At 69.4% G+C, this 23,740-nt stretch carries 26 protein-coding genes and 4 pseudogenes; 11 read left to right on the plus strand and 19 right to left on the minus strand.

Annotation, left to right across the window (positions count from 1 at the left end; genetic code table 11):
• Positions 1-48 precede the first annotated feature (48 nt).
• The 5 genes and pseudogenes from ACFWBB_RS30240 to ACFWBB_RS30260 all read right to left on the minus strand — a co-directional run bounded on the left by ACFWBB_RS30240 (position 49) and on the right by ACFWBB_RS30260 (position 3,849).
• A complete protein-coding gene (locus tag ACFWBB_RS30240; RefSeq protein WP_385278629.1) occupies positions 49-378 on the minus strand; it encodes a carboxymuconolactone decarboxylase family protein in 330 nt (109 codons plus the stop codon).
• A 201-nt stretch (positions 379-579) separates the two neighbouring features.
• A complete protein-coding gene (locus ACFWBB_RS30245) occupies positions 580-1,122 on the minus strand; it encodes an NAD(P)H-dependent oxidoreductase (protein ID WP_385278631.1) in 543 nt (180 codons plus the stop codon).
• Positions 1,123-1,264: 142 nt separating this feature from the next.
• Positions 1,265-2,245: an aldo/keto reductase gene (locus tag ACFWBB_RS30250; protein ID WP_385278633.1), complete on the minus strand. Its 981-nt coding sequence runs from the start codon at positions 2,243-2,245 to the stop codon at positions 1,265-1,267.
• Between the two features lie 237 nt (positions 2,246-2,482).
• A pseudogene (locus ACFWBB_RS30255) lies at positions 2,483-2,935 on the minus strand (nitroreductase family deazaflavin-dependent oxidoreductase); the annotation flags it as partial.
• Between the two features lie 68 nt (positions 2,936-3,003).
• Positions 3,004-3,849, minus strand: coding sequence for an SDR family oxidoreductase (locus tag ACFWBB_RS30260; RefSeq protein ID WP_385278635.1), 846 nt, complete (start codon positions 3,847-3,849; stop codon positions 3,004-3,006).
• A 246-nt stretch (positions 3,850-4,095) separates the two neighbouring features.
• On the opposite strand from ACFWBB_RS30260, the gene ACFWBB_RS30265 reads away from it, so the two are divergent.
• The gene (locus ACFWBB_RS30265) at positions 4,096-5,055 is read left to right on the plus strand and encodes a helix-turn-helix domain-containing protein (RefSeq protein ID WP_385278638.1); all 960 of its coding nucleotides are present in this window, start codon (positions 4,096-4,098) and stop codon (positions 5,053-5,055) included.
• Positions 5,056-6,206: 1,151 nt separating this feature from the next.
• On the opposite strand, the gene ACFWBB_RS30270 is transcribed toward ACFWBB_RS30265, so the two are convergent.
• The gene (locus tag ACFWBB_RS30270) at positions 6,207-6,590 is read right to left on the minus strand and encodes an STAS domain-containing protein (RefSeq protein ID WP_385278640.1); all 384 of its coding nucleotides are present in this window, start codon (positions 6,588-6,590) and stop codon (positions 6,207-6,209) included.
• 144 nt (positions 6,591-6,734) lie between these two features.
• Between ACFWBB_RS30270 and ACFWBB_RS30275 the strand changes: the two are divergent.
• The 3 genes and pseudogenes from ACFWBB_RS30275 to ACFWBB_RS30285 all read left to right on the plus strand — a co-directional run.
• Positions 6,735-7,208 (plus strand): annotated as a pseudogene (locus tag ACFWBB_RS30275) (ATP-binding protein); the annotation flags it as partial.
• A gap of 189 nt (positions 7,209-7,397) precedes the next feature.
• Positions 7,398-7,748, plus strand: a complete 351-nt coding sequence (locus ACFWBB_RS30280) for an STAS domain-containing protein (RefSeq protein WP_385278642.1) — start codon at positions 7,398-7,400, stop codon at positions 7,746-7,748.
• Entirely contained in the window at positions 7,748-8,680 is a 933-nt protein-coding gene (locus tag ACFWBB_RS30285) for an anti-sigma factor RsbA family regulatory protein (protein WP_385278644.1), read from the plus strand. The genes ACFWBB_RS30280 and ACFWBB_RS30285 overlap by 1 nt, the downstream gene beginning before the upstream one ends.
• Before the next feature lie 16 nt (positions 8,681-8,696).
• Here the strand turns inward: ACFWBB_RS30285 and ACFWBB_RS30290 are convergent, their stop codons facing one another.
• The 4 genes from ACFWBB_RS30290 to ACFWBB_RS30305 form a co-directional block, all read right to left on the minus strand.
• Positions 8,697-10,406 (minus strand): SpoIIE family protein phosphatase, encoded by a 1,710-nt coding sequence (locus ACFWBB_RS30290; protein ID WP_385278646.1) that lies wholly within the window; start codon positions 10,404-10,406, stop codon positions 8,697-8,699.
• Positions 10,403-10,957: a methanogen output domain 1-containing protein gene (locus ACFWBB_RS30295; RefSeq protein WP_385278648.1), complete on the minus strand. Its 555-nt coding sequence runs from the start codon at positions 10,955-10,957 to the stop codon at positions 10,403-10,405. Before ACFWBB_RS30295 ends, ACFWBB_RS30290 begins: the two co-directional genes overlap by 4 nt.
• Positions 10,958-11,289: 332 nt before the next feature.
• Positions 11,290-11,487, minus strand: coding sequence for an STAS domain-containing protein (locus ACFWBB_RS30300; protein WP_385278650.1), 198 nt, complete (start codon positions 11,485-11,487; stop codon positions 11,290-11,292).
• Complete coding sequence (locus ACFWBB_RS30305; protein ID WP_385278652.1) at positions 11,466-11,645, minus strand: hypothetical protein; 180 nt, start codon at positions 11,643-11,645, stop codon at positions 11,466-11,468. The genes ACFWBB_RS30300 and ACFWBB_RS30305 overlap by 22 nt, the downstream gene beginning before the upstream one ends.
• A 154-nt stretch (positions 11,646-11,799) precedes the next feature.
• Between ACFWBB_RS30305 and ACFWBB_RS30310 the strand changes: the two genes are divergently transcribed.
• Complete coding sequence (locus ACFWBB_RS30310; protein WP_385278654.1) at positions 11,800-12,273, plus strand: ATP-binding protein; 474 nt, start codon at positions 11,800-11,802, stop codon at positions 12,271-12,273.
• A gap of 361 nt (positions 12,274-12,634) precedes the next feature.
• Here ACFWBB_RS30310 and ACFWBB_RS30315 read toward each other — a convergent pair whose 3' ends face one another.
• Positions 12,635-12,835 (minus strand): STAS domain-containing protein, encoded by a 201-nt coding sequence (locus ACFWBB_RS30315; RefSeq protein ID WP_385278656.1) that lies wholly within the window; start codon positions 12,833-12,835, stop codon positions 12,635-12,637.
• Between the two features lie 23 nt (positions 12,836-12,858).
• Between ACFWBB_RS30315 and ACFWBB_RS30320 the strand changes: the two are divergent.
• Positions 12,859-13,008 (plus strand): annotated as a pseudogene (locus tag ACFWBB_RS30320) (ATP-binding protein); the annotation flags it as partial.
• Between the two features lie 164 nt (positions 13,009-13,172).
• Here the strand turns inward: ACFWBB_RS30320 and ACFWBB_RS30325 are convergent.
• Both ACFWBB_RS30325 and ACFWBB_RS30330 read right to left on the minus strand, forming a co-directional pair.
• On the minus strand, positions 13,173-13,358 hold the full coding sequence (locus tag ACFWBB_RS30325; protein WP_385278702.1) for a DUF6233 domain-containing protein: 186 nt from the start codon (positions 13,356-13,358) through the stop codon (positions 13,173-13,175).
• Between the two features lie 18 nt (positions 13,359-13,376).
• The gene (locus ACFWBB_RS30330; RefSeq protein ID WP_385278658.1) at positions 13,377-13,922 is read right to left on the minus strand and encodes a hypothetical protein; all 546 of its coding nucleotides are present in this window, start codon (positions 13,920-13,922) and stop codon (positions 13,377-13,379) included.
• A gap of 120 nt (positions 13,923-14,042) precedes the next feature.
• On the opposite strand from ACFWBB_RS30330, the gene ACFWBB_RS30335 reads away from it, so the two are divergent.
• On the plus strand, positions 14,043-14,933 hold the full coding sequence (locus ACFWBB_RS30335; RefSeq protein ID WP_385278660.1) for an IS5 family transposase: 891 nt from the start codon (positions 14,043-14,045) through the stop codon (positions 14,931-14,933).
• Here the strand turns inward: ACFWBB_RS30335 and ACFWBB_RS30340 are convergent.
• From ACFWBB_RS30340 to ACFWBB_RS30355, 4 genes and pseudogenes are all read right to left on the minus strand, one after another.
• A complete protein-coding gene (locus tag ACFWBB_RS30340; RefSeq protein ID WP_385278662.1) occupies positions 14,917-15,459 on the minus strand; it encodes a GNAT family N-acetyltransferase in 543 nt (180 codons plus the stop codon). The two genes, ACFWBB_RS30335 and ACFWBB_RS30340, sit on opposite strands and share 17 nt — an antisense overlap.
• A 245-nt stretch (positions 15,460-15,704) precedes the next feature.
• Positions 15,705-16,037 carry an STAS domain-containing protein gene (locus tag ACFWBB_RS30345; protein ID WP_385278664.1) on the minus strand — a complete coding sequence of 111 codons (333 nt, stop codon included), beginning with the start codon at positions 16,035-16,037 and terminating at the stop codon, positions 15,705-15,707.
• A 66-nt stretch (positions 16,038-16,103) separates the two neighbouring features.
• Positions 16,104-17,005 (minus strand): annotated as a pseudogene (locus tag ACFWBB_RS30350) (Ku protein).
• A 69-nt stretch (positions 17,006-17,074) separates the two neighbouring features.
• Positions 17,075-17,401: a hypothetical protein gene (locus ACFWBB_RS30355; RefSeq protein WP_385278666.1), complete on the minus strand. Its 327-nt coding sequence runs from the start codon at positions 17,399-17,401 to the stop codon at positions 17,075-17,077.
• Between the two features lie 474 nt (positions 17,402-17,875).
• Here ACFWBB_RS30355 and ACFWBB_RS30360 point away from each other — a divergent pair, with 474 nt between their 5' ends.
• Positions 17,876-18,322: a hypothetical protein gene (locus ACFWBB_RS30360; RefSeq protein ID WP_385278668.1), complete on the plus strand. Its 447-nt coding sequence runs from the start codon at positions 17,876-17,878 to the stop codon at positions 18,320-18,322.
• 265 nt (positions 18,323-18,587) lie between these two features.
• Here ACFWBB_RS30360 and ACFWBB_RS30365 read toward each other — a convergent pair whose 3' ends face one another.
• Both ACFWBB_RS30365 and ACFWBB_RS30370 read right to left on the minus strand, forming a co-directional pair.
• Positions 18,588-18,734 carry a hypothetical protein gene (locus ACFWBB_RS30365; RefSeq protein ID WP_385278670.1) on the minus strand — a complete coding sequence of 49 codons (147 nt, stop codon included), beginning with the start codon at positions 18,732-18,734 and terminating at the stop codon, positions 18,588-18,590.
• Positions 18,735-19,413: 679 nt separating this feature from the next.
• Positions 19,414-19,566: a hypothetical protein gene (locus tag ACFWBB_RS30370; protein WP_385278672.1), complete on the minus strand. Its 153-nt coding sequence runs from the start codon at positions 19,564-19,566 to the stop codon at positions 19,414-19,416.
• A gap of 420 nt (positions 19,567-19,986) precedes the next feature.
• On the opposite strand from ACFWBB_RS30370, the gene ACFWBB_RS30375 reads away from it, so the two are divergent.
• The 3 genes from ACFWBB_RS30375 (at position 19,987) to ACFWBB_RS30385 (ending at position 23,735) form a co-directional block, all read left to right on the plus strand.
• Positions 19,987-21,213: an AAA family ATPase gene (locus ACFWBB_RS30375; protein WP_385278674.1), complete on the plus strand. Its 1,227-nt coding sequence runs from the start codon at positions 19,987-19,989 to the stop codon at positions 21,211-21,213.
• Between the two features lie 168 nt (positions 21,214-21,381).
• Complete coding sequence (locus tag ACFWBB_RS30380; RefSeq protein ID WP_385278704.1) at positions 21,382-22,995, plus strand: Mu transposase C-terminal domain-containing protein; 1,614 nt, start codon at positions 21,382-21,384, stop codon at positions 22,993-22,995.
• On the plus strand, positions 22,992-23,735 hold the full coding sequence (locus ACFWBB_RS30385) for an AAA family ATPase (RefSeq protein ID WP_385278676.1): 744 nt from the start codon (positions 22,992-22,994) through the stop codon (positions 23,733-23,735). Before ACFWBB_RS30380 ends, ACFWBB_RS30385 begins: the two co-directional genes overlap by 4 nt.
• Positions 23,736-23,740: the final 5 nt, after the last annotated feature.

The raw sequence follows: 23,740 nt of genomic DNA on the forward strand, positions 1-23,740 counted from the left end.
CTCGTCTCGTGCGCGTGGAGTGGGAGGGGCGGGGTGCCGGGCCGGCGGTCAGGCCGCAAAATCACCGCGTTCCTCGGCGATCTTCTTGAGCTGGGTGACCGCACTCATGGCGGTGGGCCATCCGGAGTAGAACGCCAGGTGGGTGATCGCCTCCGACAGCTCCTCCACACTCAGCCCGTTGTCCATGGCCAGACCGAGGTGGTAGCCGAGCTGCTCACCCCGGTAGAGGGATACCAGCGCGCTGACGGTCACCAGGCTCCGGTCCCGCGGGGAAAGCCCGGGGCGCTGCCAGACATCGTCGAACAGGACCTCGTTGCTGACCTCGACCAGCTTCGGTGCGATGGCGGCCAGTTCCTGGGGAGCGGACATCGTCGGCATCGGGTGACTCCTTGATCAATCGCGAAGAACCGGTCAGCGCCACTGTGTGGCGCGGGCCGCCTGCGTGCGACCGCCCGACGCGTACCCCGGCCGGACCAGCACGGCGTAAGCGGCCCCGGTATCGAGGAAACCGGAGACCTGGTGTGCCCCATCACCACCGCGGCACCTGGAGGGCAAGGGGGCGCAGTGGTGATGGTGTGGTCAGGCGGTGAAGGAGGTGAGCAGTTCGTTGTACTGCTTGGCGGCGGTGGCCAGGTCTTCGTCGGAGAGGCCGAAGGCGGTGCCGTACACCTTGAACATCGGCTGCTGAGAGTCGAGCTGGCACAGGCGCAGGGTTGCCTCCCAGCTGTTGAGGAGGGTCTCGATGGTGGCCTTGTTGGCGCCTTCGGGGGTGTAGTGGTCGGCGGGGACGCCGGTGGTGACGGCGACGACTGCCTTCTTGCCGGCCAGTTGCGAGGGCGAGCCGTCGATGGTGAAGGCCCAGCCGAGGGTGAGGACCGTGTCCTGCCAGTGCTTGAACAGAGGGGTGGTGTTGTACCAGAACACCGGATGCTGGAAGACGATCACATCGTGCTCGGCCAGCAGCGCCTGCTCGGCGTCGACGTCGATCTGGAAGTCGGGGTAGGTGGCGTAGAGGTCGTGCACGGTGACATGGGGCAGGTCGCGGACGGCGTCCACGAGCGCCGCGTTGGCCTTCGACTGCGACAAGTCCGGATGGCCTACGACAAGGAGAACCTTGGACATGATGAGGAACCTTTTCAGTGGTCAGTGAACTGCGTGAATAGATGCAGGTTGGTCAGGTGTGACGGGTCGGGAACTTCGCGGGGGCGTCAGCCCTTCGCGAAGTCCGGGGCGCGGCCCGAGCCGGGCGCCGCCGCGTCAGCGGTCAGCGGTCGATGCTGGCCATGTTGGCCTCGTCGTGGCGTTCGCCCGCGGCCGGTGTGAGGGTGTTGAGGCGGTCGAGCTGAGCGGCGCTGAGTTCGACGGCGTCGGCGGCGGTGTTCTCCTCGACGCGCGTAACCCGCCGGGTGCCGGGGATGGGGGCGATGTCGTCGCCGCGGGTCAGCAGCCACGCCAGCGCGGTCTGGGCCGGGGTGGCGCCGATCTCGGCGCCGATGGCCCGTACTTCGTCGACGATGGCCAGGTTGCGCTGGAAGTTCTCGCCGGTGAAGCGCGGGTTGGTCTTGCGCCAGTCGTCGTCGGTGAAGTCGTCGACGGTGCGGATCTGCCCGGTCAGCAGGCCGTGGCCGAGCGGCGAGTAGGGAACGAAGCCGATACCCAGCTCCCGCAGCAGCGGGAGGATCTCGGCCTCGACGTCGCGGGTCCACAGCGAGTACTCGGTCTGCAGCGCGGACACCGGATGCACGGCGTGCGCCCGCCGGATCGTCTCGGGACCGGCCTCGGAGAGGCCGATGTGGCGCACCTTGCCCTCGGCGACCAGCTCGGCCAGCGCACCGACCGTCTCCTCGATGGGCGTGTTCGGGTCGACGCGGTGCTGGTAGTAGAGGTCAATGTGGTCGGTACCGAGCCGCAGCAGCGAGCCCTCGACCGCGGTCCTCACGTTGCCGGGGCTGCTGTCGATGACGCCGGGACCGCCGCCGGCGTGGGAGACGAGACCGAACTTCGTCGCCACAACGACGTCGTCGCGCCGGCCCTTGATGGCCTTGCCGACGAGTTCCTCGCTGTGGAAGGGCCCGTAGATCTCGGCGGTGTCGATGTGGGTGACACCGAGCTCCAGCGCCCGGTGGATGGTGCGGATCGACTCGGCATCATCCAGCCCTCCGCCCGTCGTGTAGACGCCTGCCATGGTCATGGCTCCCAGGCCGATGCGGGAGACATCGAGCCCGCCGAGGGAAATGTGCTTCATCAGGTACTCCTTGTTGTCGTGGCCGTCGGGCCAGGCAGGTGGTCATGGCCTATGAGGGCCATGACCACGCCGCTGGCCAGCGGACCGCTTAAGGGGGACTTCGGACGCCGAAGTTGGTAAGCGACCGGGCGCGCAATGGACGTTGAGAGGGATTCGAGCTGGCCGCTGCTCGCCGGGGATCGACTGGGGAGATCCGTAGGCTGGATCGGCCGGGCTACCAGTGCTCCTGGGCTGCCAGAGGACGGGGATCTCACGGTCTGTGTTCTTCTGGTACTCGGCGTAGTCGGGGAATGCCTTGACGGCTCGGGCCCACCACACGGCCTTCTCGTCCCCGGTCACCTCGCGGGCCAGCATGTCCTGGCGCACCGGGCCGTCCTGAAGCTCGACCCGGGGGTCGGCCACCGCGTTGTGGTACCAGACCGGGTGCTTGGGGGCTCCAGCCATGGAGGCGACCACGGCGTAGACGCCGTCGTGCTCCACCCGCATGACCGGGGTCTTGCGGATCTTGCCGCTCTTCGCGCCCAGGGTGGTCAGGATGAGGACGGGCAGGTCCCGCAGTCTCTCGTCTTCTTCCCGTGCGACCAGGACACTCAGCGTCGTTCCCTGCGTACCGCCGGAGCTCTCGTACAGCTCCACCTGGTCACGCACAAACTGCGCCTTGCTCGGCTCGTACTCGCCTTTGAGGGGCATGCTGACTCTCTCCGTGCTGTCGAAAACGCACCCGGCAGCGGTCCTCCGTCCCGGGCGGGGCGTGATGGTCAGGCGTGGGCATCGTCGTAGGCCAGAGCGCCGCCCAGTTCGTGGGAGGCTTCGGCCTGGGCGAGGAGTTCCTTCGCCTTGGCCTCGGCGGCCTCGATGGCGTCCGCACCGGCGACGAACCGCTGCAGCGGCTTGTCCTGGCCGACGATGGTGAGCAGGGCGCGGGCGAGCTTGGCGGGGTCGCCGGGCTGCTTGCCGTTCATGCTCTTCATGCCCTCGATCCGGGGGGCGGTGCGCGGGGCGTAGTCGTCGATGGACAGCTCGGGCCAGTTGGTGGAGCCGTCCACGAGGAGTTCGGTGCGGAAGTAGCCCGGCTCCACGACGGTGGTGTGGATGTTGTAGGGCTCGACGTCGTAGCGCAGGGACTCCATCCACCCCTCTTCCGCGAACTTGGAGGCGGCGTAGGCGGAGGTGAACTCCATGCCGACCAGCCCGGCGGTCGAGGTGATGGTGATGACGTGGCCGGCACGCTGCTTGCGCAGGACGGGCAGGACGGCGCGGGTGACGTTCATCGGGCCGAAGAGGTTGGTCTCGAACTGCCGGCGCATCTGCGCGGGCGAGATCTCCTCGAAGTAGCCGGTGAAGAGGTTCCCGGCGTTGTTGATCAGGACGTCGATCCGGCCGAAGCGGTCGACGGCGACCTGCGCGGCGGCCTCGGCGTCCTCCAGGCTGGTGACGTCGAGCCTGGTGACCAGCAGATTGTCCTGGGGTCCACCGAGGGTCTTCTCGACCTCTTCGGGGCGGCGGCCGGTGGCGATGACCTGGTGGCCGGCGGCGAGGGCCTCGCGGGCGATGTCCGTGCCGAGACCGCGTCCGGCACCGGTGACGAGAATGACCTTGCTCATGGGGGAGTTCCTTTCAGACGCCGTGGTCCGGCACCTGGTGTGTGCGGGGGATGCGAGCGGCACCGACAGCGCCACCGCGGGACCTTGAGACCGGTCGCGCAAGCACCGCCCTGTCCGGGCCGTTCACACCGCCGTGGGCGGTGCACCACCAACAAAACCGCTTGTCACGCGCGTGTGGGAGTCCCTCTTGAGGGGGTCACTGACAGGGACCCCCAACCCGGCCGGAGCACTCGTAGAGTGAAACGCATGGCAGGCAGAAACGACCCACAAGGCACCAACCGCGACATCCGCGATGATTTCCGCGCGGAGATCCGGGAATTCCTCGGCACGCGACGGGCCCGGGTCACCCCCGAACAAGCCGGACTGCCCCTCTACGGCGGAGAACGCCGACGGGTCACCGGACTGCGCCGCGAGGAAGTCGCCCTCCTCGCGGGCATCTCCAGCGAGTACTACACCCGCCTGGAGCGCGGCAACGCCACCGGCGTCTCCGAGAGCGTCATCGAAGGCATCGCCCAGGCACTCCAGCTCGACGAGGCCGAACGCATCCACCTGCTCGACCTCCTGCGCGGCGCCGGCACGACCCGCCCGCCACGCCGCCGCCCGGCGCAGCAACGCGTGCGGCCCACGGTGCAGCGCGTCCTCGACTCCATGGCCGGCACACCCGCGTTCATCCTCAGCGGACGCGGAGACATCCTGGCCGCCAACCACCTCGGGCGCGCACTGTTCTCCCCCGTCTACGCCGACCCCGCACGGCCGCCGAACAACGCCCGATTCGTCTTCCTCATCCCGCACGCGACCGAATTCTTCCGCCACTGGGACGAAGTCGCCAACGACACGGTCGCCATGCTGCGCGCCGAAGCTGGCCGCGACCTCTACGACCGGCGGCTGACGGACCTGATCGGGGAACTGTCCACCCGCAGCGAGGAATTCCGGCGCCGCTGGGCCGCCCACAACGTCCGCATGCACACCACTGGCGTGAAACTCCTCCACCACCCGGTCGTCGGCGACCTCGACCTGCCCTTCGAAACCTTCCCGCTCCCCGACGGCCCCAGCCAGTTCCTCCTCACCTACACCGCCGAACCCCACTCGCCCTCGCAAGACGCCCTGAACCTGCTGGCCAGCTGGGCCGCGACCAACGACGACATCGAGCGGCACGCGCCGGATAGCGACTCCCAGCCCGCCGACTCGGCCGAGACACCCGACTGACCGACGAGCGGCGCGAGTCGATCTGCGGCAACTTTTGCGGAGCAGCGGCAGCATCCGCTACCGATGTCGAGGCCAGGACAGCGCAGCCGTCTACGCGTGGCTCTGTCGTGAGTCCACCACGAGATACGCAGCCAGCTACGCGAGACCGCTGGGGTGACGCTGCACTCCAGCTCGCGGCACCGTGGACAAACGGACAACTGCCAACCCCCGCCATAACTTCGGCTCGGCCGCCCAGCCCGGCCGCAGATCGGGCCCGGGCACGGGAGTAGTCAGCATCGGCTCCGGCAGCGTCCACGTCACACCGCATGCCTTCCACTCGGCCGGTACGCCACCTGGGTGGCTGCGACCAACGGCGGTCGGCCTGGTGGGCGCACCCGACCCCGGAGTCCCGCTACGGAAACCCGATCGCCATGCTGATCCGGGGTCCGGCGTCGGGCAGCTGCGCCATGACCTTGACTGCGAATTCCTCCACCACCACGCGACGACATCCCGTCACGCCCGTGTGATCGATTCGGGCAGCAGCGTACGGAGGAACCGCCGATCGCGTTCCGGCTGGTGGATAACCCGGATCGACGAACTCCAGCGCCTGGTCCTCGCCGCCGTCAACCCGTACGTCGACCGTGAGTCTCGCTGAGGCACGCTGGGCCGGTCGAGCAGGCCGGCGAGCGTGCCGCTTGGCGCCTGGGCGCCGACCCCTAACCACCTGGTGATGGCGGTGAGGGTTTCTTGGCACGGCGGTGACGTTGGCGGTGCGGAACCGGGGCACATGAATCCGGACGGTCCATGCGGGTGTCCGGCAGGAGGAGCCAGTGGCCGGTCATGAGGTCTATGCCGTCAGCGCATTGTCGGTGGTGGGCGCGATATTGGTCGCGCGATGGTGCTTGGCGGGCCGAAGTGGCAGGCCGCGCACTGCTGCCGTATCTCGCCCTGCTTCGCGCCGGACGGCGCTGAGGGAGGTCCGGCGCAGGGGATCCACCGTGGCCCGAGCCGAGCAGCACCTGCCGACGGACGGGCGACGTGCTCAGGGGGCGGTGCAGGAGGCCGAAGACCTCGTGCACGCCTACTGGCGCCAGCTCAGTCCCCTTTACCTGTCCAGGCGCGATCACCATCAGCTCTGAGCTAGGCAGCGCATGGCCGGTACGGGGGATGGGTCAGTTGCTGAGGGCTTGGCGGAGGGTGTCGCGGCAGTCGATGACGGCGTCGACGCCGACGATCTGCAGGGTGCGCATCACAGCTTCGGTGGGTGCGGCCAGGCGTTTCCAGCCGCCGGCCTCGGTGAGGCTGTGGTGGGCGGCGATGAAGATGTTGATGCCGGTGGAGTCCATGAAGGTGACCCGGCTGAGATCGACCACGATGCGGGGGCGGGGAGTTCCGGAGGCGTCCAGGGCCTGGCGGAGCGTCTGGCCGGTGTCGCGGTCGATCTCTCCCGCCAGGGTCAGCACACGGATGCCGTGGGTGGCGGTGGTGACGACCGACAACTGGCCTGGCTGCACAGCTGGTTCGGTGTCCGCGTCCGCCATCTCTCCCTCAGCCATGTCGGTGATCCTGGCACACCAAGAGCTTCACCTGCAGTGCTGCTCTGCACACCGGGTAATGCCTTCGCGACTAGGGCGTAAAGCGTGTACCAAGCATGCGTGGGTACGCGCGAGGTGTGAACGGAGTAGCAGAAGCAAGCCGCGATGGAACCAGCCCGGGTGGGTGACGACAGCGCGGTACCGGATGAGCTGGCCATACACACCACGGTGGTCCTGGAAGGCGACGGCACGTGCATCGCCCGCGCCCGCCATCTCGCCGCCGGCTTCCTCACGCGCGTCCAGGCCGAGCACGGCCTGCCGGTCTCGCAGCGTGCCATGGACCTCACACAGCTGGTGGTCAGCGAGCTGGTCACCAATGCCCACAAGTACGCGCCGGGCCCGGTGCTGATGGACCTGCGCATCCTCGGCGACGCGGTCGAGGTGGTGGTGTGGGACGGCGATCCGGTACTGCCGGTGGCCCGGTCCGCAGACGCGGGACGGGTCGGCCAGCACGGTCTGGAGATCGTCATGGCCGTGGCCCACGGCTTCGAAGCGCAGCGGGAACCAGTCGGCAAGCGCATCACCGCCCGCGTCGCCCTCCTGGACGACCCCGGCGGCGCCATCGCCGGACGCCGACCCCTGTATACGACGCAGACCACCCCCCGTTCGGGCTTCGCGATCCCAGAGCCGAAACCTTCGATGAACGTTGCTCTCCCACTAGCAGAATCCGGCGTGGTTGCGCCTGGATACACTGCCCCGTTGGGGGGAGCTTTTCCTCTGCCCGTGCCGGGACGGTCGGCAGGCGGCTTGATGTGAAGGAGTCCGAGCGTGGATGCCCCACATGTGGCGGGCGGGGCCGCCCCGGTGCCCGGGAGGGCCGCGTTGGAGGTGAGCCCGTTGCCCGGTCGTTCCGGGATACGTGCCCGCGGTGAGATCAGCGTCCTCACTCGGCCGTCTTGGGAGCAGGCCCTGTCCGAGCTGGCCCGGCGGCACGCGGGCGTGTCGTACGTGGAGTTGTCGGACGTGGCGTTCGTCGACGTGGCCGGGGTGAGCGCGCTGGCGGTCACCGCCATGAACCTGCCCGACGGGAGATTTGTGGTCGAGAATCCCCCGCCGCAGCTGCCGCGGGTTTTGGAGATGTTCTGGCCGGGCCTGGACCGGATCGAGGTGGCTCTGTGATGAGCACGGGGACCACCCATGAGGCGTTCGTGCACCCTGCCCTTTTCTACCGCACCGAGCAGGAGTACACGCAGCGGACGGTGGCCTTCCTGCGCGAGGGCCTGACCAGCGGCGAGCCGATGGCCGTGGCGGTGCCCGGCCCCAATCTGGAGCTGATCAAGGCAGGTCTGGGCGGGGACGCCGAGGGCATCCTGTTCCTGGACATGACCGAGGCCGGCCGCAACCCGGGGCGGATCATCCCCAGGGTGCTGCGCGGATTCGCCGACGCCCACCCGAAGGGACGTGTGCGGATCATCGGCGAGCCGATCTGGGCGGGGCGCAGCGCGGTGGAGTACCCGGCGTGCGCGCAGCACGAGGCGCTGATCAACGCCGCGTTCGAGGGCCGTGCGGTGACGATCCTGTGCCCCTACGACGAGGTGCGGCTGGAGCCGGAGGTGATCGCTGATGCGAAGGCCACCCACCCGACCGTCATCAGCGGGGATGGACGTGAGTCGGTCAGCGACGCCTACGACTGGCAGGCGGTCGTCGATCGGTACAACCAGGTGCTTGCGCCTGCACCGGACGCCGCGGCCTTCGCCTACGGTGGTGAGGACCTTCCGGCGGTCCGCCAGTTCGCTCTCGCTCACGCGATGCGGCTGGGCCTGGCCGGGGAGCGGCTGATGGATGTGGAGCTGGCGGTTGCGGAACTGACGACCAACAGCGTGGTCCACGGCGGAGGCCGCGGGACACTCGCGGTCTGGGCCGAGCAGGGGCAGCTGGTGTGTGAGGTCCGCGATGCGGGCCGGCTGGCCGACCCGCTGGCCGGCCGCCGACCGCCGGAGCGCGGCCAGCTGGGCGGCCGGGGTCTGATGCTGGTCCACTACGTGGCCGACCTGGTGCGCGTGCACACCGGCGACGACGGCACGACCGTGCGCTTCTACCTCAGCTTGTGACAGCGCGGGTGGGCGGTCACCTGTCCGGGGGGCCGCCCGCCCCGCTTCTGTTTTTCACGCCGCAACCATCTACGATTCCGGGCGGCGCCGGGGGCTGGCCAGGGTGCCTGTTTTCAGGTGTCGGGTCGCTCGGTTGGCACGGTGGGCTGGGCGGGTCACAGCGGGGTGGGTTTGGCCGGGCGAGGAGCAGGGCGCGGTCGTCGGGGTAGTCGGCTCCTGGCTGGTGGTTTAGGAACAGCTCGCACAGGTCGTGCACGTTCATGCCTGCGCCGCGGAGGGCTGTCTGGGTGAGGCGGTCCAGGCCGGTGTCCAAGGATTCCCGGCGGCGTTCGATGAGGCCGTCGGTGTAGAGCAGGACTGACTCGCCTTCGGCGAGGGTGGTTTCGCCCTGGCGGTAGCGGGCGCCGGGGACGGGTCCGATCGGCGGGGAGATCGGGCCGTCGAGGTAGCGGCTGGAGCCGTCGGGGTGTACCACGAGTGGTGGGGGGTGTCCGGCTTTGACGTAGGTCAGGGTGCGGGTGGTGCGGTGGTAGAGCAGGTAGGCGGCGGTGGCCATCTGGCCGCGGTGGTACAGGTGCAGGTACTCGTTCAGCTCGGTGAGGACCTCCTGGGGGCGGGTGCCGCAGCGTAGGACGATGCCGCGCAGGGCGGCGATGACCTGTGCCATGACGGCCGCCTGGGGCAGGCCGTGGCCGGCGACGTCACCGACGGACAGGCCGATGTGGTCCTCGTCGAGGTTGTAGAGGTCGTACCAGTCACCGCCGACCATGACCATGTCACTGCCGGGCGCGTAGCAGGTTGCCACGTCCAGACCTGCCACGTGGGGGAGTTGAGGCAGGAGGCTGAGCTGGAGACGTTCGGCCACGCGGTGTTCGTGTTCGTACAGGCCGGCGCGGCGCACCGCCTGGGCGATCTGCTGGCCCACCGCGGTCAGGTGCTCCGGATCCGGCACACCGCCTGCCCCGGGATGCACGGTCAGGGTGCCCAGGACGGCGTCGTCGGCTTCCAGCGCGATCCGCAGCGTTCCTGCAGGCGCGGCGCGTACGCTGTCATGAGGGCGGTCGAGGTCTTGCCAGGAGGATTCCTTCAGGAGGTGCAGCTGCTCACCCGGTTCCAGCGCGGGTACCAGCCGTTGGGAATGCAGCTCCAGGCTCACGGCATCGACGTCCAGCACCTGTGGAGCGGTGGACGTCACGGCCGCGGCGACCTGGGCCAGGGTCGCGGACGAGGCCAGTGCCGCGGTCAGCTGGTACAGGCGTTGCACTCGGGCGCGGGCAGCCTGCTCGGCGAGCAGCAGTTCCTCGCGCTGGGTTTCCGCGGTACGCCGGATGGCGATTTCCCGATTCAGTGCGGTGACCTGCTGGCTGAGGACAGCGAACCGGTCGGCTTGGTCGAGACGGCGAAGGCTTAACTGCACCACCGGTTCCGGCCCTTGCCACCAGGTGGCGCGTACACCGTGGCAGCGGAAACGCACCGGGCTGCCGTCATCGTCCTTCAGGACAAGCGCGCCCGGCAGCGGATTGCCGCTGCGCAGCCAGTTGTGCAGATGCCGCCGCAAGGCACTGGCGTCGTCCCGGTTGAGGGCATACAGACTTACGCCCACGCACAACTGGGGGATCGAGGCGCGGGCGGCCGGATTGGCTGCCAGGATCGTGCCGTCTCCCGCGCACAGGATGACGGGATCAGGCAGGGTTTTGACGACGGCCTCGAACAGGCCAAGACTCACGCAGGTACCGTACCGGCGCCCGGGCCGCTGAGGGGCAGCTGCGCATCGCCGAAGTACTCGCGCCCGCTCTGCGGGCCGGCACCGGGGACCAGGTGCACGACCACGCGGCAGCCGGCATCACCGCGGGCGATGGTCTCCTGCAGCTCGACGCTGGCGTAACCGAGATTGCGAGCGGCGATCGTCCCGAAGACGTTCGAGGTCATCATGCACATCGACTCACGGCCCAGTACCTTCTCCGCGAACGGACAGGCCCTGTTGCCCAGCACGATCTTCGTGTCGTCCTGCTCGATGACGTAGAAGTCGCCCTTGATCCGCCGCTTGAGATCCACCAGGGCCTCCGCGACCTGCTCCGGGGAGAGCTGGTCCACCCCGAGCGCCTTGAGGTACATCTCATCGATCTCGGTTCCCACCGCCTGGCCCACCAGACTGATGTAGCCGGATGCCTCCTCCAGACCGATCACCGACTCCAATGACGTCGCCAACTCCCGCACCAGCGTCCGCAGAAACACATCACGGTCCAGGCTGATCTGCACATCCACCGGGTGGCCCATAACGCCGTCCCTCCTCATCGGTCTCGAAACCGCGCGAGCGCCCGGCACATCACCAAGCCCAGACTGTGCGAATCACAGCACTGTGAACTTCCACCCTCCCACGACCGGGTCCAGACGCGGCCCGACGGGTTCCGTGGCTGACGCTGGAGCGGGTGGCTCTGCTCATGAGAAACCCGTGACCAAAGCCAAGCGGGCCGCTGACGTGCGCCCCCGTGCTGCCGCTGCGATGGGCGCTGGCGCGGGCGTTGAAATGGGGTCGGCGGGTCAGGTGCCGATCCTGCGGTGCGGCGGTGCTCGCATGCAGGCCGCTCTGGACCGGCCCGGGCAGTGCTTCAGGTGTTGAGGGCCTGCTCGACGGTGGGATGACACGGAATGAAGGCGTCGCCGACCACTCGCAGGACATACAGGACGGACTCCTGGGCACCGGCGATACGCATCCACCCTTGCGAGTCCCTCACCTGCCGGTGGGCGGCGATGAAGGCGTTGATGCCACTGGAGTCCATGAAGGTCACACCGCTGAGGTCCACCACGATCCGCTGCGGCGCCCCCGCGCCGTCTTCGGACAGCAGGGACTCGCTTCCTTGACGTCGTGGTCGATCTCGCCCCGCACGGTCACAATGCGGATGCCGTCGACCACTTTGCGCTCGATGGAGAGCCGGTCGGGCAGGTCGGCCTTCTGATCGTCCACCGGCTCCTCAACTCTGCTAGAGCATGCCCCGTGCGAGGACGATTCTGCCCCACCGCCATAGTGGGGATGCACCCGCTGCCGGACAGCAGTCCCTGTGGCATGCATGATGTTCTCGCGGGTACTGGCCTGCGCGAAGGGGGGAGTGAGGCGACACGTGGGATCTCATGCCGACGGTGAGGGCTCTACCCGATCGCACGATGAGTACGTGATACGCGCTGGCTACGCCCTAGACGGAGAGGACGGCTGCATCTCCGACGCCCGTCACCGCGCCCTCGCCTTCCTCGACCAGGCCCGCACCAACCATCACCTGCCGGTGTCCGAGCGCGCGAGGGACCTCACCCAGCTGGTCGTGAGCGAGCTGGTCACCAACGCCCTCAAATACGCTCCGGGACCCATCCTGATGGAACTGCGCGTCCATGCCCACGCAGTGGACGTCGTCGTGTGGGACAGCGACCCCGTCGTGCCTGCTGCCCGGGCCACCGATCCGGACAGGATCGGCCAGCACGGGCTGGAGATCGTCAAGGCCGTCACCGAGAACCTGCTCATCGAACTGGAACCGGTCGGCAAGCGCGTCACGGCCCGCATCGCCCTGTCCGACACACCCCGCAGCACCACCACCGGCCGCTGAACAGGTCTGCAACAGCGCCTGCTCCGCAGCCCCCTCCAGCCCGAGGTCGGCCAGCGCGTCTGGTGCGGGTGGCACCCGGATACAGACTGGGAGACGGGAAGGGGCCGCCTCCCTCAGCTGGACGCCGGGCTCGCCCGCCCATGTGGGAACCGGCGCAGAGGTAGCGGGCCCGCCGTCCGCAGCCTCGCGTCAGGACGCGTGGACGTCCCGGAGCTCCCGTACAGCGCGCTCGCGGTGGTGCTCGGCGGGGGATCGCCTCGTACAGGTCCAAGGCGGGCGGCGGACCAGACCGGTGCGGGTAGTTGGTACGCACCGCTGTCAGGGCGTCGAGAGCACGCCGCAGCCTCGGGCAGCGCGGTGATCAGGAGTTCAGGGCTTGCTCGACCGTGGGGTGGCAGGCGATGACGGTGTCCAGGCCGACGAGGTGGACAACCCGCATCACGGGCTCCTGGACGGCGGCCAGGCGCAGCCACCCACCGGTGGCGCTGACCCGGCGATGGGCGTCGAAGAAGACGTTGATGCCGGTGGAGTCCAGGAAGGTCACGTTGCTGAGGTCCGCCACGATACGAGGCTCCTGGCCGTCGTCCCAGCCTGCCGGCGGCCCGGGCCGCGGACCCCGCCCCCATCGGCCAGCACGGGCTGGAGATCGTCAAGGCAGTTACCCAGGAGCTCGACATCCAGCAGCAGTCGACCGGCAAGCGGATCTCCGCCCGCATCGCCCTGACCGCCAGGTGATTGCCATGTTCCCGCTCCAGCTCCCCAATCCCGACCACACCACCGCGTAGACGTACCGCAGACCCGACCACGGCGGAAGGCCGACCACGGCAGGTCAGCGCGCCGACGAACACCGCCGTTGCGGTGGTGGGCAGCTGCTCCTCGGGTGCCTGGTGCCGGTGGTGCTAGTCGATGATGTGCAGCTGGGTGTCGGGCTGGTAGTGGGTGCAGGTGTGCAGTCCTTCGGTCAGGAGGCGGCGGGCCTCGTCGCGGCTGACGGGGCGGCGGCGCGAGCCGATCATGTGGCAGGTGCCGATGCCGACTTCGACGATCCACTCGGGCGGCCGCGGCCGAGATTTGAAGTGGCTCAGTCGCGCTGAGGAGCGACGTCAGTCAGCGGCGCGTGGTGTGGGGGTGTAGGGCTCGATCTCGCGCCATGGTGGCGGTCCTCCCAGCTGCCGGTCGATGGGCTGCTGGGAGCCGTCGAGGGAGCTGCGGGCCGCGTTGACGAAGGCAAGCTGTCCGGATGCGAGTTCTGCCATGATCCGCTGAAGGTTGTCACGGATCTTCGGGCCGCGGTCCGCGACCAGGAGCGCGAAGCGGCCGATGGCATCGGCCAGGTCGCCGGCGGCATTCGCGACGTCGGGGGTGGCGACCAGGCTGAGTGAGGTCAACGCGGCGTTGAACGATGGCCAGTTGGCGTTGTTGGGCCGGTCGTCGAGGTATGCCTCACGCAGCTCGATCTCGACCGCGGTGAACTCCTGGAGGAAGGCGCCGTAGGCCGCTGTCTGGGTATCGCGCAGCCATTGCTGGTTCTGGCTGCGGCGGCCGACGAAGCCGCCCACCACGATGCCGATGATGGTTGCGACGGCACCAACGCTCGTGGACACCAGAACATCCCAGGGGGCGGCCAAACCGGTTTCCTCCTTCAGCATGGTGGCTGTGATGTGTGGTCAGCGTGGCAGATGACTGGTCCATTCTTGATCACGAGGTCTGCTTTGCGGGACTAGGGCGTGTATCGAAAGTGGATCTTGAACGTGAGATGATCTTGGTTTGTGACACGTGGAGATCTGACGGATGCGCAATGGGCGGTGCTGGAACCGCTGTTGCCGAAGGGCAAGAAGCCCGGACGGCCGCCCACGTGGGCCAGGCGGCAGCTGATCGACGGCATACGGTTTCGGGTCCGCACCGGCATCCCCTGGCGGGACCTGCCAGCCGAGTACGGGCCGTGGGGCCGGGCGTACGACCTGTTCCGCCGGTGGCAGCGGGATGGCACCTGGCATCGGATCTTCACCGCGCTGCAGGCCCGGGCCGACGCGAAAGAGCTGATCACCTGGGACATCAACGTCGACTCCACGGTGTGCCGGGCCCACCAGCACGCCGCCGGGGCGAGGAAAAGGGGGAGCTGCAGAAGGAGGGAGCTGCAGAAGGAGCCGCCCGGCGGCGTCGCCGTCGAGCCGGACGACCACGGGCTCGGGCGCTCGCGCGGTGGCCTGACCACCAAGCTGCACCTGGCCGTCGAACAGGGCCAAAAGCCCATGTCCATCGTGATCACAGCCGGACAGCGCGGGGATTCCCCGCAGTTCGAGCCTGTCCTGAACAAGGTTCGTGTCCCGCGTCTCGGGCCGGGCAGGCCGCGTACCCGGCCAGGTCGGGTGCGCGCCGACAAGGCGTACGCCTCCCGGAAGAACCGCGCTTACCTACGGCGGCGCGGGATCCTCTGCACCATCCCGGACAAGGCCGACCAGGCCCGCAACCGCAAGAAACGCGGTTCGCGCGGTGGCCGGCCGCCGAAGTTCGACCCGCAGGACTACAAGGCTCGGCACGCGGTCGAGTGCGGTATCAATCGCCTCAAGAGGCACCGGGCCGTGGCCACGAGGTACGACAAACTCGCGGTCCGCTACGAGGCCACTGTCCTCGTTGCCGCCATCAACGAGTGGTTGTGACGTACTGGTCCGACGACAACTCGAACACCCGTACTCGCCGACCCCCGGTGGGATTGACCGTCTCACGAACCGGATGCATCCCCAGTTTGGTCATGATTCGTTCGGAGGCGTCGTTGCCCACTTGAGTGATGCTGACGATCCGCTCCAGCCCTCGCTCTTCGAACCCGAACCGTACAGCGGCCGCAGCGGCCTCGGTGGCCAAGCCCTGCCCCCAGTGGGCACGTCCCAGCCGCCAGCCGACCTCAACCGCCGGCAGTACCTCCGGCAAGAAGTTGGGCACCGAAAGGCCGGTGAATCCGGCCAGCTCGCCAGTGGACCGCATCTCCACGGCGAACAGGCCGAAGCCCTGTGACTCCCACTCGCTCTCCCATGCCTGGACCCGGCCACGAGTCTGCTGTTCGTCAAGGACGCTGCCGTCACGGATCCACCGCATGACCGCGGGGTCGGCATTGACGGCAGCCATGGGCGCAACGTCTTCCTCGCGCCAGCGACGCAGGATCAAACGGGGAGTCTCAAGCGTGACCATCCAATCATTCTGGATCACAAATGGGCTCTCCTCCATCCTCACCAGGCACTTTCGATACACGCCTAGGTGTACGGGCTTGCTTGCCGGTTCGACAGGGGGCGCGTCAGCGAGCCACTCCGGCCACGTCGGAATGCGGGTCTGGCCTGCCGTGGTCAGGGCGGCCGCGGGCGCGGGCAGGCGCGTGGTGGGTGAGCCGGGAGGCGGGTCCGTGGAGAGGCGTGCCGCGTGTTCGGGGCGCTGCTGGGTCAGGGAAGGGCGTCCTGGATGTTGTCGCGGGTGTCGAGCACGGTGTCGGTGCCGGTGATCTCGAAGAGGTGCCGTAGCTGGCGGGTCGGGCCTGCGACGCGCAGTGAGGTCATGTGGTGGATGCGCAGCAGCAGGTTCAGGAAGGTCGAGTCGGCGAAGGTGACACCGGAGACGTCGACGACCAGGCAGGTGTGCTTGCGTGCGGCGGTGTCGAGTGCTTCCTCGAGCGGGGCGATGGTGTTGGTGTCGTAGTCGCCGTGCGCCACGACGACCCATGCCCCTTCCCGCTCGTACTGCACTGTCGTGCCTCTGCCGTCGGGTCCGTGGCTCATGTCGAGATCATGCCCCTCGCTGCCGACGAGGAGGGAGAGCGCCGTGACATGTGGCCGGGGGAGGATTCACGCGCTGCGGCGTGGCTTCCTCGAGGTTGCCTTCTTCGCCGTGGTCTTCTTGGTCGGCTGCTTCTTCGCGGCCGTCTTCTTCTTCGGCTTCGGCAGTTCGTGGATGTCGGCGTCTTCGCCGCGGGAGGCCTTCGCCTTGGACACGGACTCCTCGAGCGCGGCCATCAGGTCGAGGACCCGGCCCGGCGTCTCCGGCTCGGGTGCCTCGGGGAGCGGTTTCTCTTCCCGCTTGGCTTCGATGATCTTCTCCATGGCCTCGGTGTAGGTGTCTTTGAAGTCGTCGCCCTCGAGGTCGTCGCGGGACTTCGACTCCATCAGGGCGAGCGCGCCCTTGATCTCCTCCTCGGACACGTCCACCGGCGGCGGTAGCAGCTCCGAGGGGTCGCGGATCTCGTCGGGCCAGTGCATCGCGTGCAGGACGATGGCGTCGCCGCGGACCCGGAGCATGCCGAGCCGTTCACGCCCGGACCACGCGTACTTCGCGATGGCCACCTTCGACGAGCGGGCCAGGGCCTCGCGGAGCAGCTTGTAGGGCTTGGCGGCGACCTGGCCGCCGGGGAGAGGTAGTAGCCCTCGCCGATCCGGATCGGGTCGATGTCGTCGGCGGCGACGAAGGCGTCGATCTCGATGGCCTTCGCTGTCGGCAGCGGCAGGTCGCGCAGTTCGGCGTCGCTGATGGCGACGACCTGGTCCTTGGCGTATTCGTAGCCCTTGCCGATCTCGGTGTTGGCCACCTCGCGGTCCTCGAGCTCGCAGATCTTGCGGGTGCGGATCCGGCCCATGTCGTCCAGGTGGTACTGGTGGAAGCGGATCGAGTGGTTCTCGGTGGCGGACTGGACGTGGATCGGGACGGTGACCAGGCCGAAGCTGATGGCGCCGGACCAGATGGTTCGGGGCATGGCACACCTCCGCGACAGGCCCCGAGCAGTTTGAGCCTACGAGGGGTGCGCGCTGCCCGCACCAGCTGGTCATGGCGGGGGAGTCGGGGGTTCGGCCGGCTGCTGTGTCTGCGCCGCGGGATCAGTGGGAGGGGTGGTGGCCTGCCGGATGCGGGCGATGTGGTCCAGGCCCGTCGTGTAGTCCGCGGCTTGGAGGGCCTTGTCGAGGAGGGCGTCTTCGTGGCGTCGTCGCATGGCTTCTGTGCGGGCGGCGGTGCAGGTGGTGACGAGGGTGGTGATGGCGGCGGCGGTGGTCGGGAGCAGGAGCGGGGCCACGAGCCACCAGGGGGCGCCTGTGAGGGCCGAGGCTCCGGCGGCGAGGCCGGAGAGAAGGCTGGGCAGTGTCGGGGCGTTCATGGTCGGCTCCTGGCGGGGTGCGGTGAGCAGGGCATGGGTGTGTCACCGCTGGTGGTGGCGGGGGCGGGGGACAGCACGGGATGCGGCAGCGGCTGTGGCAGGCATGGTGGCGGGGGCGGCGGTTAGCCGCGCAACCCCGCTCGGTGGGCAGCACTTTCGCCTGCTGTGCAGGCGTATTCGATAGCTGCGAGCTGCAGCTTCCTGGCCGTGCGAGATCTTGAATCCGTGTTCTGTGACGGATAAGGGAGTCGGTGACCTGCCGGCGGGGCCGGCGTCGAAAGCCGGCGCGGCGACGGCGGCGCGTCAAGCCCCTTCACGGTGGATCTGGTGAGTCGACTGCCCGCCGGTTCCTGAAGGCGGTGTGCATCCTGCACCGGGGCCGGCTTAGCTCCGCAACCTCGCCCGTCCGGCTGGGGCGGGCGGTGCCTGGTGTGTCGCTTGGCAAGAAAATCGAACACACGATCTAATACCAGTATGGACGGCACCGACTTCCCCGACGACCTGCTGCAGACGCAGCGCGCCTGGAACGCGACCTACCGCGCGCTCGCCGCGCCCCGGCCCCGCAACGTCTCGGCGCTGCGCCGCCGTCTGCTCCGGCTGTCCGCTCCGGCTGTCCGTGCGTCTGTGGTGGCACCCGTACTGGACGCAGGGGCAGGCCGGCCGGGAGGAGCTGCGCCGCCAGGACCGCGTTCTGGAGCAGCAGCGGTGAACCGGCGGCCGCAGCATCTGACGGCGCGGGAGGAGGAGATCCTGCGCGCGATCCGCCACTCCGTCCAGGACCGCGGCGAGGCGCTGTCGGTGCGGGAGCTGGCGCGCGAGCTCGGGCTGCGCAGCCCGGCGCCGGTGGCCTATCACCTGGAGGAGCGCGGGGCGCTGGTCCGTGACGGGCGCAGCTGGCAGAGCTGCCGCTTGACCGGCTGACGGGAAGGGCGCGCGGGGCGCGAGGCGGTAAGTGTTGCGCTTACGCACCTTTGGGGCGGAACGACGACAGGGCGGGTACCGCAGTACTCGCCCTGTCGATGCCCGGGCGCGCGCCACCGACAGCCGTTAGTCGAACGGCCGCGTGGCCTCCTGCGGAGAGCCGTGAGGCGCGGCGGGCCCTGTCGTCCACGGGGACGGCAGGGCCCTGCGAAGGGAATTCGCCAGGGGGAGCGCGTCCTGCCGGCTGCTTCCCTGGCGTACTGCCTCACAGCTTGAGGAACAGCATCACGAGCCCGGCCACGGCTACGGCGACGGTCAGGGCCGGGATCACTGCCGGGTACGTCACGGCGATCAGGCCGGCGAGCGCCGCTGCGATGACGACGAGGGCGACGTTGCTGCGGTCGGTAGGCATTGGTCCTCCTGGTGTCGGAAAAAAAGTCCTCCCGTCCCGGACAGGACGGGGCAGTCGTGACGGTGGCGGAGCGACGGGCTAGGTCTGCAAGTCCTGCGGCGCAGGGCATTTACGGCATGACAAAGCCCTCACCGAGACGGCGAGGGCGGGTTGTCGGTGCCACCGATCAGAGCTGCGGGATCTGCACGCCGTGGAGTCACGGCCTACCCCGTGGTTATGGGGCGGAGAGAGCCATTTGTGAGGGTCGACCAGCAGATTGGTTCCGATCGTGTCCCTCGGATTCCCGAGAGGGGGCTGGAAGCATGGCCGCCGGCACCCCTGGCGACGCTCGCTCTATTACGGATCTGGCGAGTCGATTGCCCGGATGAACCGAACGGAGCCGGCGGTTGCAGTCGGGTGGCTGCGCAATCGGCCCGGTCGCCGATTGCGCAGGACCGGGCGGTGGGCGCCGGCCGTGCTCAGCCGGCTGTCCTGCGCAACCGGCTGGGCGGTGGTCGGGGTGCCCGGGTCCGGGTGTCTGCGCAATGTCTGCGCAATGCGCTGACCTGCGGTGGTCGGGCTTGTGGTCGGGGTCCTGGCCCACCGTGGTCGGGTCTGTGGTCGGGGGCATTGCGCAGACCTCGGGAGCGATTGCGCAGACCACGAAGCGCTGCGCAATCGCCTGCTGCTGCGCACCCGTCTACGGCTCCAGCTGATCCATCCAGCTGACCCGGCGTTCCGGGTCCCGTACGGGGCGCCACACGGCCGCGGCGGGGCCGTGCTGGAGGAGGTCGGTCATGGGTGCGGCGAGCACGGTCACCTCCCGCAGGAAGAGCGCCACCCCGAGGTCCACGTCGGCCGCGTGCAGTGCACGGACACGGTTGTCGATGCCGGCGGGGCCGGTGCCGTCCAGGACGAACAGCAGCCGCGGGAAGAGCGGATAGTGCCGCCGCCATTCCTCCTGTGCGATGTGCCGGTTTGGTGTCAGTGGGTGGACGTCAGTGACGGTATGTCAGGCCAGTGTGTTGTCGCTGGTCGGGTGTTGAGCGGGGGCGTGGTCACTGACACGGGGCGGTACCTGGGGTGGGCGTGGCTGTCATGGGGCGGTACACCTCGCTCCGCTCCACTGTCTTGAGAACGGCACTTCTGATCCTTCCGAGGGCTGCGCGGCGGCACGGTGGTCGGTGTCGGTTTTGCGCGGGCGGAAGGGTGTGGGGTGGGGGAGCCGGGCGCGTGGGTTGAGGTCACGGCGGGGTTGAGGGTGTCTAGGCCGGTGCTGGTGGCGCGGTTGCTGGAGCTCGAGGCGGCCGGGGCGTTGACGACGGCGCATGTGCGTGCGGGCGCCCGGGTCGGCGGGGTGAATGTGCGCACGGTGTGGCGCTGGTTGGAGGCTGCGCGGACGGAGGGCCGTGTGGAGCGTAGGCCGCGGGCCCGGCTGGAGTTGTCCGACCAGGCGTGGGAGGTGCTGGCGCAGGCGGGCGGGAACGTTGCGGCGCTGTACCGGCATCTGAAGGCGGCCGGGGGCGAGGTGCCCTCGCTGGCGTCGTTGCACCGGGTGGTGCGCCGGGACTTGGAGGCCGGCAGGGTCCTGCCGGACCGCGCGGTGGTGCGGCGGGAGCGGGATGAGCAGCGAACGCGGCAGGCACTGGCTGACCTCGCCCTGGTCGGACCGCGTGAGGGAGGCGCGGCGAAAGTGGCTGCGCGCCGGCTGCCGCGTCTCGTACCAGAGGCGACCGGGAGCTTGCCGGTGGGGGAGAACGGTGCGCTGGCAGGTGTGGCGTTGCCGGCGGGCGCGCAGCTGGTGCGGACGTCGTCGGTGCGGTCGGTGACCGAGGCGGTTGGGCAGGCGATGGCTACGGAGGGCGCGGTGTGTGTGTTCGGCGACCCGGGCCGGGGCAAGACCGCCGCTGTGCGGATGGCGCTTGGCGAAGTGCCCCCGGGCTGGAAGGTGACGTGGGTGCCGGTACCGGTGCGCCCGTCGGTGGCCGGCATGAGGCGTGCGGTGTTCGACGCTCTGGCGCTGGCGGGCCGTTTCCCGCACACGTCGGCGCTGGCCGACGCCGCGGTCACGGGGGCCTTGAGTGAGGCGCGGGTGCTGGTGGTCGATGAGGCACAGCGCCTGCCCGTGCCGTGCCTGGAGTACCTGCAGAGCCTGTGGGATCACCCCGGCACCCGGATCACGCTGGTGCTGTGCGGGGCGGGCAGTGAGCGGGCGCTGTCCCGGCTGCCGCAGCTGGCGTCGCGTATCGGCGCGTGGCAGGAGGTTCCACGCTTGGCCGGAGCGGAAGTGGCGACCGTGGTGGCCGGCTTCCATCCGCTGTGGCGCACCGTACCGGCGTCGGAGCTGACGTGGATCGACCGGTCGTGCGCGCACGGCACGTTCCGCACGTGGGCCGCTTTGACTGCGCACCTGCAGAACGCGCTGCTCACCACCGCTGACGCATCCGTCGACCGGGCTTTGCTGGGGCGGCTGTTCCAGCGGGTCGCGCCGCCACTGTGAACGGAGCGCTCCTGCAAGAGACGGGGGAGGGCGGTCGCATGCTCCCGGCCACCGGCAAGCACACGACGTCCCACCCGCGTGAGGGGAGCTGACATGAAGGACGGCGACGCCATCCGCCCAGACGGCGGACTGCCTGCGGCGTCGAGGACGGCGCTGCGCGGTCCGGCCGTGCGGCGGCTGCTCGCCCTGCGGGCAGGGAAGAAGCTGACAGCAGTCCATGTACGGGTGGCCGCGGACGCGCTGGGGGTGTCGGAGCGCACGGTGTGGCGCTGGCTGGCCGCCGCTCAGAGCGATGAGACCGCAGCCGCCTACCCCGGCGCACGCTCCCGGGCCGATGCGAGGTTCACGATCACGCCCGAGGTCCGTGGACTGTTGGCGCTGTGGAAGGGGAACGTGCGGGCGGTTCATCGAGAGTTGGTCCTGCGTGCCGCTCGGCAGTCTCGGCCCGCAGACGCGCCGTCGCTGACGACGCTGCACCGGGCGATCCGCCGTGATCTGACGCCGGGGGAGCGGGCCGGACTTGCGGGAGGGGAGCGGGCGGCACGCAAGCACGATGTGTTCCTGGCCCGGCCGCGGGGCTGGCGCAACCAGGTGTGGGAGACCGACCACATGCAGGCCCCGGTGCTGGTCGCTGTCGATGGCAAGGCCCGCAGGCCGTGGATCACCTGGTTCACCGACTGCTCGACGAACGCGATCACCGGCGTCGCGGTCACGCCGGGGGATCCGTCGCGGGAGTCGGTGCTGGCCGCGCTGCGCTCCGCGGTCCTGCGTGAGGAACCTTACGGCCCGTTCGGCGGCGTGCCCGAGAAGGTACGGGTGGACCGTGGCAAGGACTTCCTGTCCCGGACGGTGACCGCAGCGTTCGATCTCCTCGACGTCACGGTAGAGGACCTGCCCGCCTACACCCCTCACCTCAAGGGCACCGTGGAGGGCCTGAACCGGGCGGTGGAGAGCATGTTCCTGACCGCGCTGCCCGGCTACGCCCGCCAGCCGCGCCCCGGCAAACGCTCCTCCCGTCCGAAGGACGAAGTGTTGCTGGGCTTCGAGGACTTCACCACCCAGCTTCTGGCCTGGACGCTCTGGTGGAACACCGAGCACCGCCCGGCGCCGTTGCGGGGCAAGACCCCGCTTCAGGCGTGGCAGGACGATCCCACCCCGCTGCGGGACGTGCCCGCCGCGGATCTGTGGACGTTCACCCTGGAGGACGCCGGCACCCGCACGCTGACCACCCGCGGCATCCGCTTCCGCAGACGCGACTATGTGGGGCCGTGGATGACCGGCCAGGCCGGGATCCAGGTCCGTATCCGCTTCATGCCCCACCACGACCACCGCATCGAGGTCTACCACGCCGCCACCGGCCGCTACCTGGGCCCCGCGGACCTGGCCGACCAGGCCACCGACGAACAGATCAGCGCCGTACGAAGGGCGCGGTCCGCTCGCGCACGCCGTCTGAAGAAGGACCTGGAGGCATCCCAGCGCGAGCGCTACGCCGCCGCCACCCAGCCTGAGGCACCTCAGCGGCTCGGCGCACTGACCACCGCGCAGGCCGAGGCCGAGCTCGCCCAGACCGCCGACACCGACCTCGCGCAGCTCGCGATGCCGGACCTCATCCCGCACGCCGCGCCCCCGGCCGACTGGCGCACCCCGGCTTCCCTGGCCGCGCTGACCACACCAGGCCCGCCCGTCCGGTACCCGTACGGCCGTGACGGCGCTTTCGCCCCGGACGGCCGCGACGGGCGGGCCGCACCTTCCACCACCGATGAAGACGGAGACGCCTCGTGACCGCGGCCACCTACCAGTACGTCGACCTGCCCGACGCCTCCGTGGTCACCACCCGCGCGCTGCTGGCGGCGCGGGAGAACATCACCGACACCGTCGCTGCCCGCGCGATGATGTGCATCCATGGCGGCGCCGGCTTCGGCAAGACCCTCGCCGTCAACACCTGCCTGCGCGCACTCGAACCCGGCGAGGACGTCCGAAAGATCACCTTCCGGGCCCGGCCCACCGCCCGCGCGGTGCGCTACGAACTGTTCACCGCGCTCGACCTGGCCGGTGAACCACCGCGCCACCCCAGCGAGTTCGACCGTCTGCTGAAGACGGCCCTGGCCGAACGCCCCCGTACCTTCCTCGTCGACGAGGCCCAGTGGCTCAACGGGGAGGCGTTCGAATACTTCCGCTACCTGTGGGACGAGCCCTCCACCCAGCTCGCGATCATTTTCGTCGGCGGCGCGGGCTGCCACACCGTGCTGCGCCGCGAACCGATGCTGTCCTCCCGTGTCTTCATCTGGCAGCAGTTCACCCGACTCACACCCGACGAGGTCCTCGATGTGATCCCGCTTTTCCACCCGGTCTGGGCCGACGCCGACCCCGAGGACATCACGTTCGCCGACAGCCACGCCGCACACGGCAACTTCCGCGCCTGGGCCCAGCTGACCGCCCACACCCGCACCGCCCTGGCACGCACCGGCCGCCCCCGCGTCGACCAAGAGCTGCTGCGCTGGGCCTTCAGCCGCCTCGCCTGACCGCA

The sequence above is a fragment of the Streptomyces sp. NPDC060000 genome (assembly GCF_042737375.1).
Taxonomy (GTDB): Bacteria; Actinomycetota; Actinomycetes; order Streptomycetales; family Streptomycetaceae; genus Streptomyces.

Excerpts from the sequence above, each read along its gene's own strand:
- ACFWBB_RS30250 (WP_385278633.1), bottom strand. The coding sequence starts at position 2,245 with ATGAAGCACATTTCCCTCGGCGGGCTCGATGTCTCCCGCATCGGCCTG.
- ACFWBB_RS30260 (WP_385278635.1), bottom strand. The coding sequence starts at position 3,849 with ATGAGCAAGGTCATTCTCGTCACCGGTGCCGGACGCGGTCTCGGCACG.
- ACFWBB_RS30285 (WP_385278644.1), top strand. The coding sequence starts at position 7,748 with ATGAGCACGGGGACCACCCATGAGGCGTTCGTGCACCCTGCCCTTTTC.
- ACFWBB_RS30360 (WP_385278668.1), top strand. The coding sequence starts at position 17,876 with ATGGACGGCACCGACTTCCCCGACGACCTGCTGCAGACGCAGCGCGCC.
- ACFWBB_RS30345 (WP_385278664.1), bottom strand. The coding sequence starts at position 16,037 with ATGAGCCACGGACCCGACGGCAGAGGCACGACAGTGCAGTACGAGCGG.
- ACFWBB_RS30245 (WP_385278631.1), bottom strand. The coding sequence starts at position 1,122 with ATGTCCAAGGTTCTCCTTGTCGTAGGCCATCCGGACTTGTCGCAGTCG.
- ACFWBB_RS30295 (WP_385278648.1), bottom strand. The coding sequence starts at position 10,957 with ATGGGCCACCCGGTGGATGTGCAGATCAGCCTGGACCGTGATGTGTTT.
- ACFWBB_RS30340 (WP_385278662.1), bottom strand. The coding sequence starts at position 15,459 with ATGGTCACGCTTGAGACTCCCCGTTTGATCCTGCGTCGCTGGCGCGAG.
- ACFWBB_RS30240 (WP_385278629.1), bottom strand. The coding sequence starts at position 378 with ATGCCGACGATGTCCGCTCCCCAGGAACTGGCCGCCATCGCACCGAAG.
- ACFWBB_RS30265 (WP_385278638.1), top strand. The coding sequence starts at position 4,096 with ATGGCAGGCAGAAACGACCCACAAGGCACCAACCGCGACATCCGCGAT.
- ACFWBB_RS30270 (WP_385278640.1), bottom strand. The coding sequence starts at position 6,590 with ATGGCTGAGGGAGAGATGGCGGACGCGGACACCGAACCAGCTGTGCAG.
- ACFWBB_RS30365 (WP_385278670.1), bottom strand. The coding sequence starts at position 18,734 with ATGCCTACCGACCGCAGCAACGTCGCCCTCGTCGTCATCGCAGCGGCG.
- ACFWBB_RS30355 (WP_385278666.1), bottom strand. The coding sequence starts at position 17,401 with ATGAACGCCCCGACACTGCCCAGCCTTCTCTCCGGCCTCGCCGCCGGA.
- ACFWBB_RS30330 (WP_385278658.1), bottom strand. The coding sequence starts at position 13,922 with ATGCTGAAGGAGGAAACCGGTTTGGCCGCCCCCTGGGATGTTCTGGTG.